Raw genomic sequence first — 19215 nt, 5'->3', positions numbered from 1 at the left:
TTATGAATCATCCGGATATTGCTAGACGTGTTTACAATCATACTTGGAAACTTGATCCCATTATTCGTTCACTTCTTGATACGGATTTTTATAAGCTTCTTATGGTACAGATGATTTGGGGGTTGTATCCTGATGTTAATGTTACTTTTTCCCTCATAAATCGCTCTAAAACAATACGTCTTTCCGATGATATTGATGAGAGTGAATTACGTGCTCAACTTGATCATGCTCTTAGTTTGCGCTTTACAAAAAAAGAAATGATCTGGCTTGCTGGTAATACATTTTATGGACGCAAACAAATTTTTGAACCGGATTTTCTTCAGTGGCTTGAGAATTTTCAACTCCCAGAATATGAACTAACCCGCAAAGATGGCCAATATATGCTTCATTTTTATGGTTCGTGGGCTCATAGCTCTATGTGGGAAATTCCAGCCCTTGCTATTATCAGTGAATTACGTTCACGTGCAGCTCTCAAAAAACTAGATCGTTTTGCTCTTGATGTACTTTATGCGCGTGCTAAAGCAAAAATGTGGAGTAAAGTTGAACGTCTCAAAAAATTGCCTGATATTAAAATATCTGACTTTGGGACAAGGCGTCGCCATTCTTTTTTATGGCAGCGCTGGTGTGTGGAAGCATTAAAAGAAGGCATTGGTAATTCTTTTACTGGAACTTCTAATGTTCTTCTTGCCATGGATACGGATTTAGAAGCTCTTGGAACCAATGCACACGAATTGCCCATGGTTATTGCGGCTCTCAGCAACAACGATGATGAATTACGCAGAGCTCCATATCAAGTCTTGCAAGATTGGAACCGTTATTATGGTGGAAATCTTCTCATTGTTTTACCTGATACCTTTGGTACAGAAGCATTTTTACGCAATGCACCAGATTGGGTCGCTGATTGGACAGGTTTCAGACCCGATAGTGCGCCCCCTATTGAAGGTGGTGAACGTATTATTCAATGGTGGAAAGAAAAAGGAAAAGATCCACGCGAAAAACTTTTAATTTTTTCTGATGCTCTTGATGTCAATACAATTGAAAAAACCTATCATCATTTCCATGGCAGAGTGCGCATGAGTTTTGGATGGGGCACGGATCTTACCAATGACTTTACAGGCTGTGCACCTCAGGAAATCGAAACTCTTGATGCTCTTTCCCTTGTTTGTAAGGTGACCTATGCCAATGGTCGACCAGCCGTAAAGCTTTCAGATAATCCTGAAAAAACGATCGGTGATTCAAAAGAAGTACAACGTTATCTCAATTTTTTTGGTAATAAAAAGCGAATTGCTAGACCTATAAAGACGTAGTTTCCGGTTCTTTAAACGAGTATATTGACTCATCATATTGTTCATAAGATTGATTTTTGTCCTACCCTAAGGATGAGGGTTCTTAACCTTTGCTGGTCTGTAAATAGTTCGGTTGTTTTTTAAGAATTATCCTTAAGCTAAGAACAGATGTAACATTAAAGATTGATATAATAGACCGGCTTCTTAACTGTATAAGTATAAAATGATGATGTTTAGTAAGCTTTGTATTATATCTTCATTAAGAGATATGAAAACAAACGAAACGTCTTTTTAGAAAGAAAAGGCTATCATATCAATGACTTTTCAATGACGTATATATAGAGATTCATACAAACATGTCTTATAAAAATAATGACTCTCTTCCATGAATGTGGTTTATCCAAGTGAGAACATTTTGAGTGTGCGTAAACAGTCTTCTTTGTTCATAAAAATCATTTCACAAATATATTATTAATTAATTGCTTTCAAAAAGCTTACTACGTCATATGCATTTTGGATATGGAGAGCTTATATTCAAAACTTAAAAGTCCTCATAGTTTTTACAAATAAGTCGAAGCTAAAAAGAATATCTCATAAAGCCTTTTCTATCATTATGAAGATGGACGTGTTACAATATAAATGGCAATCAGCAGTAATATAACCGCAACAAGTAAGGAAATCCATAAAGGAGGGTGTACCATTACGAAAAAGGATAAAAATCCTCCTGTCATACTCATTATTGCAAAAACTTTAATGAATGGAGAGATTGCTTTTTTTTCTTCCCATCGCTTAATAGGGGGACCAAAAATACGATGATTATTCAACCATTGATGAAAACGTGGAGAAGAACGCGTAAAACACCATGAGGCAACTAACAAAAAAGGCACAGTTGGCATAATAGGTAATACTACACCGATAATACCTAATATAACCATTGTCCACCCTGCTATATAATAGCAGATACGCAAAGGGTGAGATATCTTCAAATCTTTTTTCATTTTCTTGTATTTTTTTCCTCTACGCAAAACCCTCTACAAAAACATTGTATCTGTTTCTTTCTGTTTACATGTCTGAGTGCACAATTACGTTCTATCCCTTCATGCGTAAGCGTCTTTGCTGTTATAAGTTCCTTGAAAATACCGAATAGCTTACGCAATATGATAATCATTTTAAATGATTTCAAGAAAAGAGAAGAGATTTTAGAAAATCAAAAAAATAAAAAGGCTGCAGAATAAATCGATGCAGCCTCTTAATTAAGAATGCAGCGTTGGGGGGAGAAAATGTACCGCATTCACTTGCTAGACATTAGGAGGAAAAATAACCTAGCGCCTCGAACTCTAATTAAAATAGAAATGAGAAACAATATATAAAAATGCATGGCTGATATGCATGAATTTTAACACTTTTAAGTTTCTTGAACTGTGTTTTGACGAAAAAAAATCATCATGAAAATAGCCATAAAAATCAACGTCAAGATCAACACAATTGTGGAAGCAGAATCAGAGCCGATAAATAAGCTGAGATAAATCCCTAAAAAACCAGAAAAAGCTGCAACAAGTATCGCGATCATTAACATAAAAGAAAACCGCTTTGTAACAAGATAGGCAATTGCTCCTGGTGCTATCAGTAAAGAAATAACGAGCACGATACCTACAGCTTTCAAAGCCGCAACAATTGTAAGAGAAATCATCGTTAGAAGGGTATAGTGAAGTAGAGATATTGGTAACCCCATTGCATGTCCTTGAACTGTATCAAAAATATACAACATAAAGTCGCGCCATTTTGCTGCTAAAATGAAAGTGACAACAGCAGAAATGATCGCCGTTTGTGTTATATCAAGCCAGTTAACACCTAAAAGATTACCAAATAGAATATGATTCAAATCTAAGCTACTATAAATAGACGTGGCTAAAACAAGCCCCAAACCAAACATCGAAGAAAAGACCACACCCATCACCGTGTCCTGTTTGATACGGCTATTGCTTCCTAAAAAACCCGTTAATAGTGCACACACCATTCCTGCAACAAAAGCACCGCAAGTAATCAGAGTCATTGTAATATTCTCTGGACGCATATGTTGAAACCAAGCAAATGGCAAAGAAGTCAGAAATGCAATTACCCATGGTGTTGTCATATAACCAACAACAACACCTGGAAAAACTGCATGAGAAATGGCATCGCCTAACAGCGCCCATCCTTTCAAAATAAGAAAACAGGAAAGCATCGCCATGGGAATAGAAAGAATCATGACAATAAGCATACCCTTAAGCATAAAAGAAAACTGAAACGGAAGTAGTAATTGATCAATCATGATAATATTACACCCTTTTTTGCCGCATTTATGCGTAAGCGCGCAGCAATATACCCATGTTTAGGAGCAAAAATAAAAGCCAAAACAAATAAAGATGCTTGAAAAAGCACAACAACCCCCCCCGTTTGTGCATTTAAAAAATAACTCACATAAACACCCAAGACACTTGTGAATGTTCCAATTACAACTGCAATAACCAAGATATTCACGAAACGATCACTTAAAAGATAGGCTGTAGCCCCAGGTGTCACAACAAGACAAATGACTAAGAACGCTCCAACGGTTTGCATAGCAGCAACAGTACAAGCAGCAAGTAATGTGAAAAAGAGAATCTTTAAAAACTTTACATTTAATCCAATGGCATGCGCATGCGTTTCATCAAATAACGAAACAAGAAGATCTTTCCATTTCAAAAGCAATATAAGCAACGAAAAAAAGCCGATAAAAGCCAATTGTAGAATATCTGATGAACTAACGGCTAAAATATTTCCCAAAACAATCGTATCAATATTAACAGCCATTGGTTTTAATGATTTGAGAAACAACCCAAAGGCAAAAAAGGAAGAAAAAATGAGCCCAATAATGGTATCTTCTTTCAGCTTTGTCCGGTGGTTAAAAAAGAGCATTGCTGCTGCTGCAAGACCACCAGAAAAAAAAGCGCCGAGTGAAAAAGGTAATCCTAAAAGATAAGCTCCTGCTACACCAGGAACAATTGAATGGGAAAGAGCATCACCAATTAATGACCAACCTTTTAACATCAAAAAAGCTGAAAGAAAGGCACAAACACACCCAACTAATCCAGAAACCCACATTGCATTCACCATATATTGATAGCTCAGTGGCTCAAGCAACCAAGAAATCATGCAACGTGCTCCACTCTTTCAATGTCTTCACAAACTGCAGACTGCTTTCTTCCTATGAAAACATCATTTTTTTTTGTGCTTTGAAGATCAAAAATATGGTGGTGCAAAGACCCTCCAAAGGTTTTCTCCAGATTTTCCTTTGTAAAGATTTTTTCTGTTAACCCAGAAGCTAAAACGGTTCCTTTTATTAAAACTGTATGATCACAAAATTCGCGAACAGAACCCAAATTGTGAGTTGAAACCAAGATCACTGCTCCTTCTTTACGAAGATCTTGTAACAAAGCAATGATTTTATCTTCTGTTGTAACGTCAACCCCTGTAAATGGCTCATCTAATAAAATAGCTTTTGCTTTCTGTGCAAGAGCGCGCGCTAGGAAAACGCGCTTTTTCTGTCCACCAGAAAGTTCTCCAATCTGGCGCTTGGCAAAAGCCAACATATCAACGCGTTCTAAGGCAATACGAACGGCTTCATAATCTTGTGTACGGGCATAGCGAAAGAAATTCATATGACCGTACCGCCCCATCAATACAACATCTTCGACCAAGACAGGAAAATTCCAATCAACATCTTCACTTTGAGGAACATAAGCAATAAGGTTTTTTTTCAAAGCTATATCAACGGGCAAATCAAACATGCGAATTTTTCCCTTTGAGGGGCGTACAAACCCCATAATCGCTTTAAATAACGTTGACTTACCGGATCCATTAACACCAACTAATGCCGTAACAGAACCCTTTGGACTTTCAAAATTTACTTCGCGTAAAGCTGTATGTCCATTACGATAAGTTACCGTTACTCCTTGGGCAAATATTCCAGATTCTGTCATTGGCTTTTTACTCCCTCTAATAAAGCATTGCTAATACGCCCACTCGTGACACGTAATAAATCAATATAAGTGGGTACCTCACCATTTTTCTCACTTAAAGAATCAACATAAAGAACACCACCGTATTTAGCCCCTGTTTCTCTGGCAACCTGTTTAGCAGGTGCAGGGGAAATAGTGCTTTCAGAAAAAACTGCATGAATATTGTATTTGCGAACCATATCAATAACATGCTTGACTTGCTGTGGTGTTCCTTGTTGGTCAGCATTGATGGGCCATAAATAAAGTTCTTTTAGATTAAAATCACGCGCCAAATAGCTAAATGCCCCCTCACTGGTCACAAGCCAACGCTTATCTTGCGGTACGGCTTCTAATTCAGCCTTAATTGGATCAATCGTTGCACGAATTTTCTGTTTATAAATTTCAGCATTCTCTTTATAAATAGCAGCATGTTCAGGATCATATTTCACAAAAGCATCGCGAATATTATCAACATAAATCAAAGCAGAGGTTGGTGACATCCAAGCATGAGGATTGGGTTTACCGCTAAAGGGGCCCTCACCAATTTTAATGGGTACAATACCTTTTGAAACAACAACACTTGGAACATCCTTGATATTTTGAAAAAACTTTTCAAACCAAAGCTCTAACTCTAATCCATTCCACAATACAAGGTTAGCTCCCTGGGCACGCATAAGATCGCGTGGGGTGGGTTGATATTCATGAATTTCCGCACCTGGTTTTGTAATGGATTCAACCTCAGCGGCATCACCTGCTACATTGCGTGCCATATCAGCAATGATAGTGAATGTCGTAACAGCTTTAAATTTACCAGCACACAAAGCAAAATTGGGTGTAAAAAAAATAACACTTCCAAAAACTATGCTGAAAAACGTTCTTACGTTCATTGATTCTCTCTTTCCTCTATATGCTTTCTTTTTATTGCAAATAATTTGCATTATCATTTAGCAATAGCAGTTATCTTTTACATTTGCAATGAAGGATTAAGAGAAAAAATAACTTTTCAAGATGTTTAAAAACAGCTTTTTTCATATTGAAAAAATTGATGATTTAAGCAGCTTGTTTTGGTAAGGAGCACCGCTTTCAAGAAGCTCTATCGCTCTTGAATGCCAAATAAAAAGGGAGCACTCAAAAATGCTCCCACTTCATGTAAAATATCTCATAAAAAATGAAAATACTCAGTAGCGCAAATATGCACCTGTCATTTTGGTAACATTATCCACGATCTTTAAGGCAAGCTTTTCTAAATCTTCATCTGTTAGAGTCCGTTCTATGGGCTGAATAGTTACTTCAATCGCAACAGATTTTTTATCTTCGCCCAAGCTTAAATCTTCAAAAATATCAAAAATCTGCACTGAATGAATAAGTTTTTTATCGGCTCCACTTGCCGCACGAATAATAAGAGAAGAGGCAACAGTTTTATCCGCTATAAAGGCAAAATCACGCCGCACCATTTGAAAAGGTGAGAGTTTCAAAGGAGGACGGCTTTTGGTCGTTTTTTTCTTTGATTCTGGAATTCTGTCTAGAAAAATTTCAAAGCCGCATAAAGGGCCACTAACATCTAACTTTTCTAATGTAGCAGGATGAAAAACACCAAAAAAACCAAGAATAATCTTTGATCCAAGTTTTATGACACCTGAACGACCAGGATGATACCAATCGGGCGCTCCTATTTCAATCTGCACTTTCCCAACATCCATATCGCATGCTTCTAAAATAGCTAAAGCATCTGCTTTGGCATCAAAAACATCAACGACGGTTGCATTGCCATTCCAAAAACGACCAGCCCCTTTAAATTGCTCTGTTCCGCGACGAATCCCACTAACAACACGGTGTTGTTTATCAGGGGTATCGCCTTCATAAATATTGGAAACTTCAAACAAAGCAAGATCGGAAAAACCACGATCAGCATTTCTCTGTGCCGCCATAATCAAACCAGGTAAAAGGGAAGGACGCATCATTGACATATCAGCAGCAATAGGATTAACCAATTTAAGCTCTTCTTGACCTCCTCCAAAAGCAAGAGCTTGATTTTCAGAAATAAAAGACCATGTTACCGCTTCTTTCATACCACGTTGCACTAAAGCCAAACGTGTAGCACGTGAACGAATTTGTGCGCATGTTAAAATTTGATCTTTTCCTTCTGCGAAGTTTTCCAAAGGAATAGGTTTAATTTTATCTAGCCCATAAATCCTCATGACTTCTTCCACCAAATCGGCTTTCCCCATAATATCAGGGCGCCATGATGGTACTTTTACTGTAACGACATCTCCTTTTCCTTCAACGAAAAATCCAAGTTTTGTTAAAATAGAGATGACTTTTTCAGGTTCTATTTCCAAATTTGTTAAACGTTTAATTTCAGAAAAAGGAAAAGCGATCTGTTTGATTTCTTGTTGCTGATAGCCAACGATCCTCTTCTTAGATACTTCACCACCACAAAGACGTAAGACCAATTCTGTTGCAATCTCAAGCCCTGTTTCTATAAAAGCCGGATCAACACCTCGTTCAAATCGATAACGTGCATCACTGATAAGACCTAATGCTCTTCCTGTTTGTGCAATGCTTTGCGCATCCCAAAGCGCTGATTCAATAATAACGCGACGTGTTGTCTCATCACAACTCGTTCTTTCACCGCCCATGATACCGGCAATCGAAACAATCCCCTCTTCATCTGCAATGGCACAATTCTTAGCGCCCAAATGATAGATTTTTCCGTTCAGTGCTTGAAGCTGTTCTCCCTCACGAGCACAACGTACACACAAATTACCTTTAATTTTATCTGCATCAAAAACATGGAGTGGACGACCAAGGTCAAAACTTATGTAATTGGTCATATCAACAAGCGCATTAATCGGTCTCAAACCAATTGCATTCAAACGCTGTTGCATCCACTGAGGTGATGCACCATTTTGAACATTGCGCACTTCACGCCAAGCAAAACCTAAACATAATGATGAATCTTGCGAAAAATCTAATGAAACATCGAGAGGTGTTTCAAAGGAAGGCTCAAATTTTGACAAGGATAATTCTTTTAATTTTCCTATTCCAGCGGCAGCAAGATCACGGGCAATACCACGAACACCTGTACAATCAGAGCGATTGGGGGTCAAACCAATATCAATGATCGGATCATCTAAACCAGCATAAGTTGCAAATGAATCTCCAATAGGTGCATCTTCTGGAAGTTCGATAATTCCGTCATGTTCATTTGATAATTCAAGCTCCGCTTGCGAACACATCATCCCAAAACTTTCAACACCGCGGATTTTTCCTACAGATAATGTCACATCGAGTCCTGAAATATAAGTGCCTGGTAGTGCCAGAACACCAACAAGACCTGCACGCGCATTTGGTGCTCCACAGACAACTTGAACAGGTGTAGAAGTCCCTGTATCGACGGACAGAATCTGGAGTTTATCTGCATCAGGATGCTTTATTGCTGTTAAAACTTTTGCAATCACAAAACCTTTTAAAGAAGACCGATCATCAACGTAATCAACCTCAAGACCTATAGCTGTTAGTTTCTCACAAATTTCATCCAAAGATGCACTTGTCTCTAAGTGATCTTTTAACCACGACAATGTAAATTTCATTTTAAAACCTCACATGAAAGCGATGACTAAGATCACATATTTCTATTAGGAAAAAAAGCAGGCATATCAAAGCAACGAAAGCCATAATGGTCTAACCAACGCAGATCAGCATCAAAAAAAGCTCGTAAATCAGGCATACCGTATTTCAACATGGCAATACGATCAATGCCCATTCCCCATGCAAAGCCTTGATATTCATCGGGATCTAAACCAACATTTTTCAACACATGAGGATGCACCATTCCGCATCCTAAAATTTCCAACCAATCCTGTCCTTCTCCGAACTTTACTTCTGAACCAGAACGATCACATTGAATATCCACTTCCATAGATGGTTCGGTAAAAGGGAAAAAAGAGGGACGAAAACGCATTTTTACAGAGGGAACTTCAAAAAATTCTTTACAAAAGGTTTCATGTAGCCACATCATATGGGCAATGGTGGAGGTTTTATCAATGACAAGACCTTCTACCTGATGGAACATGGGCGAATGCGTCGCATCCGAATCCATGCGGTAAGTTTTTCCAGGAATAATGATCCGTATCGGTGCTTTTTGTTTTTCTAGTGTGCGAATTTGTACGGGTGATGTATGGGTCCGCAATAATTTTCGTTCTCCCATTTTATCGACATCAAAAAAGAAGGTATCATGCATTTCGCGTGCTGGATGCCCTTCAGGAAAATTCAATGCCGTAAAATTATAATAATCTGTTTCAATATCAGGTCCCTCTGCAAGAGAAAAACCCAACTTCGTATAAATGGCAATAATTTCCTCAATCACCTGTGAAATAGGATGAATGCGTCCCCGTTCTATAGGTGAAGAGCGAATAGGCAAGGTAACATCAACCGTTTCACGAGAAAGACGGGCATCCATTGCCTGTCTTTTCAGAAGATCACGCTTTTGCGCCCATAATTCTAAAATACGATTTTTTAATCCATTAAGAACTGGTCCAACTTTATGGCGCTCGCTAGCATCCATCTTCCCTAATGCTTTTAATTTTTCAGAGATGCTACCTTTTTTACCCAATGCTGCAATACGCACTGCTTCAAGTGCCTGTTCATCACCCGCTGCCTCTAAGGCTAAACAAATTTCTTGTTCCAGACGCTCAATATCGTTCATATTTTTGCCTATTTTTTTAATAAAAAAAAACCCGCACTCGCAACAGCCAGCACGGGACCTCGAATAAATAAATGCTTTAAGAGAACACGACTGGCTTACTTGACAGCGCCTTCAAAAGCATTAGGTGTCGTATCTTTTAAATATTCCAAAGCCTTTTTTGCCGAAGCTACTAAAGCAGAAAATGCTTCTGCTTCGTGGATTGCTATATCTGAAAGAACCTTACGATCAACCTCAATACCGGCTTTTGATAAGCCATCAATAAAACGTCCATAAGTTAAACCTTCTGCGCGAACAGCCGCATTAATTCTCTGAATCCACAAAGCACGGAAAGTACGTTTCCTATTTTTGCGATCACGATAAGCGTATTGCTTTGAACGATCAACTGCTGCTTTAGCTGCACGAATGGTATTTTTACGACGACCGTAAAAACCTTCAGCCTGTTTAAGAACTTTTTTGTGCTTAGCGTGTGCTGTCACACCTCTTTTCACACGTGCCATATTATAATCTCCTCAAAATCAAAAGCGTAAGGTTTAAACACCATTCGGCAAATAATGCTGAACGACTTTTTTAGCATCTTGTTCACACAAAACCATTGTCCCACGTGCATCGCGAATAAATTTATTCGAACGCTTAATCATACCGTGGCGCTTACCGGCAGCTGCTACTTTAATTTTGCCTGACGCAGTGATTTTAAACCGCTTTTTAGCGGATGATTTGGTCTTCATCTTGGGCATTTTGCTACTCCGTACATTAATTTATTCAATCAAATATTTTATTCACTCAAGCGGACCAACGCTTGAACAAGCATTTAAACAGCCACGGCATGCCCTGCCGGGCGGTTCTAATAGTGTTTCCATAAGCCACTATACACAAAATAGCAAGACCGTATTACAAAAAAATCGGAGCTCCATTGCCTTGAAGCTCAACTAAAGGTGCCGGAATAGCATTTGTTTTGATAGCTGCTTTACATAGATCAGCAATAATGCATTGCCTACATTGTGCTTTACGTGCTTGGCAAACATAGCGTCCATGTAAAATAAGCCAATGATGTGCATGACGAAGATAATGGATTGGTATAATCTTTAATAATTTCTTCTCAACAATCTCTGGTGTTTTGCCAGGCGCTAAACCAAGACGATTGCTTAAGCGAAAAATATGTGTATCTACTGCCAATGTAGGCTGACCAAAAGCAACATTCAAAACAACATTAGCTGTTTTGCGCCCCACTCCAGGAAGGGACATAAGTGCTTCACGCGTATCAGGTACTTGACCGCCATAACAATCAATTAAACAGTTGCAAAGTGCATAAACATTGCGTGCTTTTGCTCGCCAAAGACCAATTGAACGGATATAATGTGCTATTTCTTCTTCTCCTAATGCAACCATTTTTTCCGGTTGATCAGCAAGGCGAAATAATTCTTTTGTCGCTTTATTAACGCTTACATCTGTCGCTTGAGCCGAAAGCACAACGGCAACCAAAAGCGTAAAAATATTTGTATAGATAAGATCACTCTTAGGCGCTGGGCGTTGCACAGAAAAACGGCGAAATATTTCTGCAATTTCATTTTCATTATATAATATACCAGATAAATTTCGCACGTTTGGCAATTTTATGGTACTTTGAGGCATTGAACTCTCTTAAATCTTCTCTCTTGAAGTTATCATTCACGCTCGCCATATGAGAGGAATGCAGCGAACACTTTTATAGAGTTTGGTCAAGTAAAGCCGTTTTAAAGAGGATACTCATGAATGACACATGTGACACCTTTCTCCAATCCCTTCCTTTTAGGGTTTGAAACCGTAGAAAAAATATTGCAACGTATCGGTAAAGCTGATGAGGCTTACCCAGCCTATAACATTGAACGTTTGCATAAAAATGATGATGCAAATCATATCCGCATAACTTTGGCTGTTGCTGGATTTAAGATTAACCATCTTAATATTTTGCTCGATGATAATCAATTGGTTATTCATGGTAAACAAACAGATAACCAAAATCATCAATATTTATATCGCGGTATAGCTGCGCGACAATTCCAGCGAACCTTTGTTCTCGCGGAAGGGATGCATGTTACAAATGCAGAGTTGAAAAATGGTCTTTTATCAATTAATCTGTATCAACCAAAGTTAAAAAAAGAAATAAAACAGATTCCAATTAAAGTCAGTAGTGGTGAGTCATAAAAGTTAAGGCGTAAAGGAACAGTGAAATGGGAGAACATAAACAGAACTTGTCGTTTCAGAACACATCCTACTCTGATGCGGGACAGATTGCCTATTTAAAAAAAGTTTGTACAGATGATCTGGCTAAAAATTTTCCAGATCTTCCACCAATGACCCCAGGAATTACGATATGGGCTCTCTTTGGTGAAACAGGTTATCCTATCATTTTATCCGATGAACGTTCTATCGCTCTTGCTGGAGCCAATGAGCATGAACTACAAATTGTAACTCTGCACTAGATCACCTTACGAGAAAACGCTGTACTCTTTGTAAATTCTATCTGTTTTTTCGTAAAGGGTGTAATGTGAGTTATAATGAGATAAGTATTGGTTTATATTCATAATTAATTTTTTACAACTGGAATGAGAGTCCCGAATATCATAAGGTTCTCTCATTTTAGATCCTCTTGTATTAAAACAATTAAAGTCACTTGCTTGTATGTCACACGCAGGGAAAGCCGTTTAGATAAAAACGCTTGAAGGAAGGAATAAAAATATCTCTTGTTAATTGTCTTAATTACCAAGGATGTTCGCAATATTGGGGATGAGAAAAATGTATGATGGTGTCAGTTTGCTTCTTCATAAGTGTGAAGATGTTCCCTATAGATTTATATTATTCACGGGGATTTTTATACCATTCATAGGCGCTATCGTGAAATAGGTTCGAGTGTGCATTGAAAAATGTTTCTTTAAAATGAGTACATAAAGGCTATACAAGTATATTTTGTTTGAGGTGTTCTGTTCTTCCCGAGGGAAGTAACTCCATTGAAGAGTGTAAAAACAAAAGCATGAGATAATGCGTCATCATTATTTAAAATATATTGCTATGAATGCTTTTGAAAGATGTAAAGCTGAATTGTAAGGAGATGATAGATTTTTACCATGATGCCTTTATATTCTTTCCAAATTAGGCTGTCTTCTTGTTCCAAAAATTACGCAAACAGATAGATGCAATATACTTACCAAATCTGGCCAAATCTTGCATACAAAAATCTGGAATAGTTCGTGCCACACTGAAGCGTTTTGATATTTGTCTCAAACGTGGACTTGCACAGGGATTAGATGTTGATTAACAGGTAATAAAAAAAACAAAGGCTTTACGAAAAAGTTTATGCAGAGCTTTTAATTTTGTGCTTCAAATGCCTCAGTACAAGGTATTTTTCTCTTTTGAATATTAAAGCTCTTGTTTTTATAATGAAGTTACAGCACAACAAGCAAAATGGAATTATTTGAGGGGAAAAAAATAATGCCTTCTTACCGTTCAAGAATATCGACCCACGGGCGTAATATGGCAGGAGCCCGCGGACTTTGGCGTGCAACAGGGATGAAAGATACTGATTTTGGTAAACCCATTATTGCGATTGCGAATTCGTTTACACAATTTGTACCAGGGCATGTCCATTTAAAAGATCTTGGGCAATTAGTCGCACAACAGATAGCAGTTGCTGGTGGTGTTGCGAAAGAATTTAATACCATTGCTGTAGATGATGGAATTGCGATGGGGCACGATGGAATGCTCTATTCTTTGCCCTCACGTGAAATCATTGCTGATTCTGTAGAGTACATGGTTAATGCACATTGTGCGGATGCACTTGTCTGTATTTCTAATTGTGACAAAATTACGCCTGGTATGTTAATGGCTGCTTTACGGTTGAATATTCCGACAATCTTTGTTTCCGGCGGTCCTATGGAAGCAGGTAAGATTAAATGGAAGGATCAAGATCTAAGGGTTGATTTGGTCGATGCCATGGTCGCAGCAGCTTCAGAACAGAATTCAGAAGAAGAAGTTGCTGAAATGGAGCGTGCTGCTTGTCCTACATGTGGTTCTTGTTCAGGAATGTTTACAGCCAACTCCATGAATTGCTTAACGGAAGCATTGGGGCTTTCGCTTCCCGGAAATGGATCAATGTTAGCAACACATGCAGATCGACGGATGCTTTTTGAAGAAGCTGGAAAACAGATTGTTGCATTGGTTAAACGTTATTATGAAAAAGATGATGAAACAGTTTTGCCCCGCTCTATTGCTTCACGCAAGGCTTTTGAAAATGCAATGACCGTTGATATTGCTATGGGGGGATCAACCAATACGGTACTGCATCTTTTAGCCGCGGCGCAAGAAGGTGAGGTGGATTTTACCATGACGGATATTGATCATCTTTCACGTCGTGTTCCTGTTTTATGTAAGGTTGCTCCTGCTGTTGCGAATGTACATATGGAAGATGTTCATCGCGCTGGTGGTATTATGGGGCTTTTAGGTGAACTGGATGCGGCAGGACTCATTGATACGTCAACTTATACGGTTCACGCAAAAACAATGAAAGAAGCTCTTTACCGTTGGGATGTGAAACAAACTAATGAACCAACAGTTCGTACATTTTATCGTGCTGCTCCTGGTGGTATTCCAACACAGACAGCTTTTAGCCAATCTTGTCGCTATGAGACCCTTGATCTTGATCGTGAAAAAGGTGTGATTCGCGATAGGGAACATGCATATTCACAAGATGGAGGATTGGCAGTTCTTTATGGAAATCTTGCAAAAGATGGCTGCATTGTAAAAACAGCAGGCGTTGATCAATCAATTTTAACTTTTAAAGGTCCGGCAAGAATTTTTGAAAGCCAAGATTCAGCTGTTTCAGCTATATTAACTGATAAGATTAAAATAGGTGAAATTGTTTTAATCCGTTATGAAGGTCCACGTGGTGGACCTGGAATGCAAGAAATGCTTTATCCAACAAGTTATCTCAAATCTAAAGGATTGGGCAAGGTTTGTGCACTTGTTACAGATGGACGTTTTTCAGGGGGAAGTTCAGGGCTCTCGATAGGACATATTTCACCAGAAGCTGCTGAAGGAGGAGAAATTGCGTTGGTGGAGGAGGGGGATATCATAGAAATTGATATTCCAAATCGTAGAATTCATATGTTGGTGGATGACGTTGAGATGAAGCAGCGCCGTGCTAAGATGGAAGCAAAAGGAAAAGGTGCTTGGCAACCGATTGAGAAGCGTCAGCGTAAAGTTTCAAAGGCTCTCAAAGCCTATGCAGCGATGACTACATCTGCTGCAAAGGGTGCAGTACGTAATATTTGATGAGATGAATGACGCGTCTTATAAAAGAGAGATAGTATTCTGATTTTTTGCATCTTTTACACGATATTCTAAGCTAATTATTTTATGAGCTTATCAGAATATTTCGAGTCATGATCAGTATGATTAAAAAGCTATCAATACAACTAAAAGCTGCTGCGGATTGCTTATTTTAGCAGCTATGTAAGACAGATAAAGATAGATATGGTATGATTACGTTTCATATCATATTTTAATTTTATACGAAATTACGATTTCCTGTTCTTATATTTATGAAAGATATCTATTGTACTGGTGGCATTATCTTGTTGTACCGTAAAAACACTGTCATTTAGAGCTGTGATATACGGCATCCTACTTAATATATTTAGTGTGTGGTGAATATTCTTAGACTTGTTTATCAAACTTTGAGTTTAAGTGAATCACATGACTAGGAAGTCAAGGTAAATCCCTTAGAATCTGGACTGTTTGCAGACTTGATTCGAATGAAAATCCTTATCCTTTGAGGTGCGGGAAGGAGTTCAAAGGATGTTTAGGAAAATAAAATGCTGCTGTGATATATCTGATTATATGATTCATATGAAAACAGTAAAAGAGCTCTTTATAACTTAAAATGTGAAGAAAATGCGAGACCCATTATCCATGAATTTATTATGCAAAATGGAGTGGCATCCCAACACCGACAGCTTTAAACTAAAACTGTTGCTATGATAACAATAATATTGATTGTGAAAAAGCATAATTCATTAAATGTTGTGTATTTGCAAGGTGGAGGAGATTTCATGACAATCTTTGCAAAAAACGACTATCTTGTAAAAATAGTCGATATTGACCAATTTTTTGTATACGGGCCAATGTTGATCTAAGGAAATATGAAATATAATGCATAGGATTTTGCCTCTATATGCATTACACTTATCAAAATATATTGTGTAGAAAAGCGATGGGAATACGGTAAACAACAGTTTGTGCTGTGGCATATCAAAAAGGGATACTTTATCTCCTATTAAGAAAGCTTTTTAATAAAAAATAACATCCGTTTTCTATAAAGGGTTACTCTTTTCAAGTTGTTTGAGGTGGTAAATTGCTTCTAAAGCTTGTTTAGGAGAGAGTTCGTCGGGATGGATATTTTTTAAAGCTTCGTGAAGTACACAATGTTTGTTTCTTGCTTCATTGACGGGAGATGTTGCTTTAAGAGAAAAGAGTGGTAAATCATCAATGAGTTTATGTCCTTTTCCAGCCATTTCACCTTGTTCTAATTGATGGAGTACATCTGTTGCTCGTGTAATAACGGCTGGGGGAAGTCCAGCAAGCTTTGCGACTTGTACACCATAGGAACGGTCAGCAGCTCCTGGCGTGACCTCATGAAGAAAAACTACATCACCATCCCAATTTTTGACTTTCATGGTTACATTATGCAGTCTGTCAAGTTTTTCGGTAAGTGCGGTCATTTCATGAAAATGGGTAGCGAGAATAGCACGACAATGGTTAACCTCATGGAGATATTCAACGGCAGCCCAAGCAATAGAAAGTCCATCAAAAGTTGATGTCCCACGCCCTATTTCATCAAGAATAACAAGGGAATGGTGGCTAGCATGATTGAGAATCGTTGCTGTTTCAACCATTTCCATCATAAAGGTTGAGCGCCCCCGTGCAAGATCATCGGAAGCCCCAACACGACTAAATAGGCGATCAACGACACCAATATGTGCTGAAGTTGCTGGAACGAAGGACCCCATTTGCGCCATAATAGCAATGAGAGCATTTTGCCGCAAAAAAGTTGATTTTCCTCCCATATTAGGCCCTGTCAACAGCCAGATTGCTGCATATTGCTGATTTTCTTGCACAGAGAGATCACAATTATTGGCAATAAAAGGTTCTGCTGCTTGTTTGCGGAGTGCTTGCTCGACGACAGGATGGCGTCCTGCTGTGATATGAAAGGTAAGTGAAAGATCAATTTTAGGTCGGCAATAGCCTTGTTCTTCAGCAAGATATGCTAAGGCGACAGAGACATCTAAAATAGCAAGTGCTTCAGAGGCTTTACGAATAAAATCAACTTGTTCGGTAATTTCCTGAACGAGAATATCAAAAATCTCTAGTTCAAGTGTCAATGCGTGATTGGCAGCATGGGCAATACGGCTTTCAAGGTCAGCAAGCTCTGTTGTCGTAAAACGCATAGCGTTTGCCATTGTTTGCCGATGAATAAAACGCGCTTTAGCTTGTGGATTATTTGTAAGAGCAGATGCTTGTGTACTGGTTACTTCAATGAAATAACCTAGAATATTATTATGCTTTATTTTAAGAGTCTTAATATCTGTTTCTTGGGCATATTGCGCTTGAAGTTCAGCAATGACACGGCGCGATTCATCACGTAAAGCACGCATTTCATCGAGCTCTTTATGATAATTTGAACGAATAAAACCACCATCACGTTTAAGGAGTGGGAGATCATCAGCTAATGTTTGTTCTAAATGAAAGTACAACGCTGTGGGTAAGTTTGAGAACACCTGTTGTACATCACTTATTTCTTGAGGCAGAAGCTCATTATTAAGAAGTTGATGCAATTCACGAATGATTTCAAAGCCGCGCTGAATTGTTGCCATATCACGGGGACCTCCTCGTCCAAGAGCCAAACGTGAAACGGCGCGAGGCATATCTGGTCCCCCTTTTAAAATAAGCTTTATCGCTTCTGCAAGAGAAGGATTACGTAGAAAAAAATCGATAGAATCCAAACGCGTATCAATAGCTGAAGGAGTGGTGAGGGGAGCAATAAGGCGATCGATGAGAAGGCGTGATCCTCCTCCTGTTACAGTGCGATCAATAGCTTTTAATAAACTTCCATCCCGTTGACCTGATGTCGTACGAATAAGTTCAAGGCTTAATCTGGTTGCGGCATCAATAAAAAGAGTCGCACTTTCATTTTGGCGCTCAGGCTGCATGAGGGGAGGACGATGCGTTATTTGTGTTTTTTCGATATAACGAATAGCAGCTACAATTGCAGAGAGTTCGGAACGTGAATAATCGGCAACACCTTCAAGAGTTGAGAGTTTAAAATAATTGCAAATATCGCGTTCAGCGGTTAGTGCATCAAAGAGACAAGCAGGTTGAGGTGAAATGATACGATCAAGAACATTAAAAAGTGATTTGTGAGATTTATCATGAAAGAATGAATCAGCAACAATGATTTCTTGTGGATCCACACGCATAATATCTGCTAAAAGTTTTTCTTGGCGGCTTTCTGTTACACGAAATATGCCTGTTGAGATATCAATCCAAGAAAGAGCAAATTCCTCTCCATCGCTAGTTTTTATACGAGAAAGTGTCATCAAATAATTTGCGCGTGTTGGATCAAGGAGTTTTTCTTCTGTTATCGTTCCAGGTGTTACAAGGCGAACAACATCACGCCGAACAACAGATTTTGAGCCACGTTTTTTTGCTTCAGCAGGATCTTCTATTTGCTCACACACAGCAACTCGGTAACCACAAGCAATCAGTTTTTGTAAATAATCATCAGCAGCATGAACGGGAACACCGCACATAGGAATATCTTGTCCTAAATGTTTTCCGCGTGCTGTGAGTGTGATTCCTAAAGCCTGAGCAGCTTCAATCGCATCATTAAAAAATAATTCATAAAAATCCCCCATTCGGTAAAAGAGAAGGGAATCATGATGGACGGCTTTGATTTCTATGTACTGCTCCATCATAGGTGTCAGACGTTCTTGAGAGGAAGCAGATGAGGAGACAGGCTGTGGAGTTAAATTATTTTTATGGTTGTCTTTTTTATCCATTTGTACGAGGCCTGTTTCCTTTAAGTGAAGTTTTTACTCTTTTTTGTTTACTTCAATATCTATTTATCTCTAAATTGCAACGCATCATCAGATTTGCTAAGGCAAGAATAGCG

The 19215-nt window shown here is 38.5% G+C and carries 16 protein-coding genes; 5 read left to right on the top strand and 11 right to left on the bottom strand.

The genetic code is table 11. The annotated features are described in order from the left end of the window. The first annotated feature begins 2 nt into the window (after positions 1 to 2). A complete protein-coding gene (pncB, locus tag ACFIJ8_RS01860) occupies positions 3 to 1307 on the top strand; it encodes a nicotinate phosphoribosyltransferase (protein WP_375638848.1) in 1305 nt (434 codons plus the stop codon). 590 nt (positions 1308 to 1897) lie between these two features. On the opposite strand, the gene ACFIJ8_RS01855 is transcribed toward pncB, so the two are convergent. The 10 genes from ACFIJ8_RS01855 to nth all read right to left on the bottom strand — a co-directional run bounded on the left by ACFIJ8_RS01855 (position 1898) and on the right by nth (position 11642). Further along, positions 1898 to 2284: a YbaN family protein gene (locus ACFIJ8_RS01855; protein WP_012754508.1), complete on the bottom strand. Its 387-nt coding sequence runs from the start codon at positions 2282 to 2284 to the stop codon at positions 1898 to 1900. A 407-nt stretch (positions 2285 to 2691) separates the two neighbouring features. After that, a complete protein-coding gene (locus ACFIJ8_RS01850) occupies positions 2692 to 3597 on the bottom strand; it encodes a metal ABC transporter permease (protein WP_012754509.1) in 906 nt (301 codons plus the stop codon). Then, positions 3594 to 4460 (bottom strand): metal ABC transporter permease, encoded by an 867-nt coding sequence (locus ACFIJ8_RS01845; protein WP_012754510.1) that lies wholly within the window; start codon positions 4458 to 4460, stop codon positions 3594 to 3596. Before ACFIJ8_RS01845 ends, ACFIJ8_RS01850 begins: the two co-directional genes overlap by 4 nt. Further along, the gene (locus ACFIJ8_RS01840) at positions 4457 to 5287 is read right to left on the bottom strand and encodes a manganese/iron ABC transporter ATP-binding protein (RefSeq protein WP_273787488.1); all 831 of its coding nucleotides are present in this window, start codon (positions 5285 to 5287) and stop codon (positions 4457 to 4459) included. The genes ACFIJ8_RS01845 and ACFIJ8_RS01840 overlap by 4 nt, the downstream gene beginning before the upstream one ends. After that, the gene (locus ACFIJ8_RS01835; protein WP_375627965.1) at positions 5284 to 6192 is read right to left on the bottom strand and encodes a metal ABC transporter substrate-binding protein; all 909 of its coding nucleotides are present in this window, start codon (positions 6190 to 6192) and stop codon (positions 5284 to 5286) included. The genes ACFIJ8_RS01840 and ACFIJ8_RS01835 overlap by 4 nt, the downstream gene beginning before the upstream one ends. A gap of 291 nt (positions 6193 to 6483) precedes the next feature. Beyond that, on the bottom strand, positions 6484 to 8898 hold the full coding sequence (gene pheT / locus ACFIJ8_RS01830; protein ID WP_375638845.1) for a phenylalanine--tRNA ligase subunit beta: 2415 nt from the start codon (positions 8896 to 8898) through the stop codon (positions 6484 to 6486). 32 nt (positions 8899 to 8930) lie between these two features. Then, positions 8931 to 10013 (bottom strand): phenylalanine--tRNA ligase subunit alpha, encoded by a 1083-nt coding sequence (pheS, locus tag ACFIJ8_RS01825; RefSeq protein WP_273787485.1) that lies wholly within the window; start codon positions 10011 to 10013, stop codon positions 8931 to 8933. A gap of 95 nt (positions 10014 to 10108) precedes the next feature. After that, the gene (rplT, locus tag ACFIJ8_RS01820) at positions 10109 to 10510 is read right to left on the bottom strand and encodes a 50S ribosomal protein L20 (RefSeq protein ID WP_012754515.1); all 402 of its coding nucleotides are present in this window, start codon (positions 10508 to 10510) and stop codon (positions 10109 to 10111) included. Positions 10511 to 10543: 33 nt separating this feature from the next. After that, a complete protein-coding gene (rpmI, locus tag ACFIJ8_RS01815) occupies positions 10544 to 10747 on the bottom strand; it encodes a 50S ribosomal protein L35 (RefSeq protein WP_012754516.1) in 204 nt (67 codons plus the stop codon). A gap of 154 nt (positions 10748 to 10901) precedes the next feature. Beyond that, positions 10902 to 11642: an endonuclease III gene (nth, locus tag ACFIJ8_RS01810; protein ID WP_375638843.1), complete on the bottom strand. Its 741-nt coding sequence runs from the start codon at positions 11640 to 11642 to the stop codon at positions 10902 to 10904. 120 nt (positions 11643 to 11762) lie between these two features. Between nth and ACFIJ8_RS01805 the strand changes: the two genes are divergently transcribed. From ACFIJ8_RS01805 to ilvD, 4 genes are all read left to right on the top strand, one after another. Next, complete coding sequence (locus ACFIJ8_RS01805; RefSeq protein WP_012754518.1) at positions 11763 to 12194, top strand: Hsp20 family protein; 432 nt, start codon at positions 11763 to 11765, stop codon at positions 12192 to 12194. Positions 12195 to 12220: 26 nt separating this feature from the next. Further along, positions 12221 to 12472 (top strand): DUF1150 domain-containing protein, encoded by a 252-nt coding sequence (locus ACFIJ8_RS01800; protein WP_012754519.1) that lies wholly within the window; start codon positions 12221 to 12223, stop codon positions 12470 to 12472. Between the two features lie 680 nt (positions 12473 to 13152). Continuing rightward, a complete protein-coding gene (locus ACFIJ8_RS01795; RefSeq protein WP_375638841.1) occupies positions 13153 to 13305 on the top strand; it encodes a hypothetical protein in 153 nt (50 codons plus the stop codon). A 173-nt stretch (positions 13306 to 13478) separates the two neighbouring features. Beyond that, a complete protein-coding gene (ilvD, locus tag ACFIJ8_RS01790) occupies positions 13479 to 15317 on the top strand; it encodes a dihydroxy-acid dehydratase (protein ID WP_375627959.1) in 1839 nt (612 codons plus the stop codon). A gap of 1040 nt (positions 15318 to 16357) precedes the next feature. Here ilvD and mutS read toward each other — a convergent pair. Further along, positions 16358 to 19102, bottom strand: coding sequence for a DNA mismatch repair protein MutS (gene mutS / locus ACFIJ8_RS01785; RefSeq protein ID WP_375638839.1), 2745 nt, complete (start codon positions 19100 to 19102; stop codon positions 16358 to 16360). Between the last annotated feature and the right edge of the window lie 113 nt (positions 19103 to 19215).

The organism is Bartonella sp. MF74HXZ, assembly GCF_042194445.1.
In the GTDB taxonomy this organism is placed as follows: domain Bacteria; phylum Pseudomonadota; class Alphaproteobacteria; order Rhizobiales; family Rhizobiaceae; genus Bartonella; species Bartonella grahamii.
This window is presented reverse-complemented; position numbering and strand designations above follow the sequence as displayed.

Excerpts from the sequence above, each read along its gene's own strand:
- pncB (WP_375638848.1), top strand. The coding sequence starts at position 3 with ATGAATCATCCGGATATTGCTAGACGTGTTTACAATCATACTTGGAAA.
- ACFIJ8_RS01855 (WP_012754508.1), bottom strand. The coding sequence starts at position 2,284 with ATGAAAAAAGATTTGAAGATATCTCACCCTTTGCGTATCTGCTATTAT.
- ACFIJ8_RS01850 (WP_012754509.1), bottom strand. The coding sequence starts at position 3,597 with ATGATTGATCAATTACTACTTCCGTTTCAGTTTTCTTTTATGCTTAAG.
- ACFIJ8_RS01845 (WP_012754510.1), bottom strand. The coding sequence starts at position 4,460 with ATGATTTCTTGGTTGCTTGAGCCACTGAGCTATCAATATATGGTGAAT.
- ACFIJ8_RS01840 (WP_273787488.1), bottom strand. The coding sequence starts at position 5,287 with ATGACAGAATCTGGAATATTTGCCCAAGGAGTAACGGTAACTTATCGT.
- ACFIJ8_RS01835 (WP_375627965.1), bottom strand. The coding sequence starts at position 6,192 with ATGAACGTAAGAACGTTTTTCAGCATAGTTTTTGGAAGTGTTATTTTT.
- pheT (WP_375638845.1), bottom strand. The coding sequence starts at position 8,898 with ATGAAATTTACATTGTCGTGGTTAAAAGATCACTTAGAGACAAGTGCA.
- pheS (WP_273787485.1), bottom strand. The coding sequence starts at position 10,013 with ATGAACGATATTGAGCGTCTGGAACAAGAAATTTGTTTAGCCTTAGAG.
- rplT (WP_012754515.1), bottom strand. The coding sequence starts at position 10,510 with ATGGCACGTGTGAAAAGAGGTGTGACAGCACACGCTAAGCACAAAAAA.
- rpmI (WP_012754516.1), bottom strand. The coding sequence starts at position 10,747 with ATGCCCAAGATGAAGACCAAATCATCCGCTAAAAAGCGGTTTAAAATC.
- nth (WP_375638843.1), bottom strand. The coding sequence starts at position 11,642 with ATGCCTCAAAGTACCATAAAATTGCCAAACGTGCGAAATTTATCTGGT.
- ACFIJ8_RS01805 (WP_012754518.1), top strand. The coding sequence starts at position 11,763 with ATGACACATGTGACACCTTTCTCCAATCCCTTCCTTTTAGGGTTTGAA.
- ACFIJ8_RS01800 (WP_012754519.1), top strand. The coding sequence starts at position 12,221 with ATGGGAGAACATAAACAGAACTTGTCGTTTCAGAACACATCCTACTCT.
- ilvD (WP_375627959.1), top strand. The coding sequence starts at position 13,479 with ATGCCTTCTTACCGTTCAAGAATATCGACCCACGGGCGTAATATGGCA.
- mutS (WP_375638839.1), bottom strand. The coding sequence starts at position 19,102 with ATGGATAAAAAAGACAACCATAAAAATAATTTAACTCCACAGCCTGTC.